This window comes from Rhodococcus sp. CX (assembly GCF_015865005.1).
Classification (GTDB): Bacteria; Actinomycetota; Actinomycetes; order Mycobacteriales; family Mycobacteriaceae; genus Rhodococcus.
Genome location: NZ_JADZGH010000059.1, coordinates 1 through 1,545, shown reverse-complemented (window position 1 = coordinate 1,545; position 1,545 = coordinate 1). Strand labels below are relative to the sequence as shown.

2 pseudogenes and 1 other annotated feature are annotated in these 1,545 nt (G+C 67.3%); both pseudogenes read left to right on the top strand.

The annotated features are described in order from the left end of the window. Nucleotides 1-663: pseudogene (locus I0Q12_RS05920) on the top strand (hypothetical protein); the annotation flags it as partial. 87 nt (nt 664-750) lie between these two features. Further along, nucleotides 751-1,496 (top strand): annotated as a pseudogene (locus I0Q12_RS32095) (IS3 family transposase); the annotation flags it as partial. Further along, nucleotides 1,026-1,157: a sequence feature (AL1L pseudoknot), on the top strand. (Overlaps the previous pseudogene by 132 nt.) Nucleotides 1,497-1,545 lie beyond the last annotated feature (49 nt).

Sequence of the window (1,545 nt, the reverse complement as noted above, 5' to 3'; positions counted from 1 at the left end):
GCCTTGCGACCAAGCATGCCCCGCGCACACGCCACCTCCCCCACCGCCCTCGCCCGATTCCTCGCCGCCGGGATGCAGGTGCTGTCCACACCCAACCTGCACACCGGCCTGACCATCACCCCCAGACCGGGTGATCGTCGACCCCGCCAAGCGCCCCACAACTCCACCCTCACCGACGAAACCGCCCTCGCCAGCGTCATCAGCATCCGGCAGGTCGGGCGCGTCGTACCACTGGCCGGGATCTGCACCCGCACCCGCATCGACCACAACTTCCTGCCCTCCCTCGTGCGCCGCATGTTCCTGCAGCACGTCAACGACTACACCCCCACCAACGAAAGACGAGACCCGTTGGTGCAACCGCACTTGGCTCGAGCAGGCCGGACACGCGCTACCGAATCCGGCGGATCAGTGACGACAACGTGCGCCTTCATCCGCTCGCAGTCGTGGACACCCGCCCGATCCGCATCCCCCACACCCGTCACACCATCGCCTACCGGCTGCGCGCCCGCACCGACCTCGACCCGCCTCTCCGTAGCCGACGCCGCGCGTGCCCTCGCCGAGCATGGGCACCCCAATCCCTGCCTGCACCACGACCACCGCGTCATCTCCCCGACCTACGTGCCACGCTGCTGGGACTGTGGAACCTGTGACCACCAGTGGTGACGCCGGACGGGGCACGGCACGGCGTCAAGCTGCATGTGAATCGTCCCGTGTTTGATGCACACCTTCTTTCTTGGGAAGGTGAACCTTATGCCGAATGTCTATCCAGCCGAGGTACGGGAGAAGGCCGTGCGCCTGGTCCTCGAGCACCGTGGTGACTACGCCTCGGAGTACGAGGCAATCCGCACGATCGCCGAACGGATGTCGCTGAAGACCGAAACGGTCCGGGTGTGGGTCCGCAAGGCCGAGGCCGCCGCCGATGCGGGCGAGACCGCCTCGACCGCTGCCGAGGCGGATGCGGAGATCCGGGCGTTGCGTCGCAAGAACGCCGAGCTCGAGAAGACCATCGAAATACTCAAGGCTGCAACGTCTTTCTTCGCGCGGGAGTGCGACCCGCCACGCACGTGATCTGCCGATTCATCGCCGAACACCGCGAGGAATTCGGGGTCGCACCGATCTGCCGCGTGCTCACCGAGCACGGCGCCGCGATCGCCCCGAGAACCTTCTACGCCTGGCGGGCGCGCCCGCTGTCCAAGCGCGCATTGTGGGACGCCACCGTCACCGCGGTGCTGGCCTCGTACTACGTCGAGCGGGACGAACACGGCAGACGCAAACCCGAGTCGCTGTACGGGTCGCTGAAGATGTGGGCCCACCTGCAGCGTCAGGGCATCGAGGTGGCCCGCTGCACCGTGGAACGGCTCATGCGCGTGAACGGGTGGCGTGGTGCCACCCGGGCGAAGAAGGTCCGCACCACCGTGCCGGATGCGTCGGCATCGCGGCCTCCGGATCTGGTCGACCGGAACTTCCGGGTCGAGCGGCCCGACGCGCTCTATGTGGGACTGTCTGAATAACGGTGGATCCGGGTTGGCCTGACACGCCGAGCAG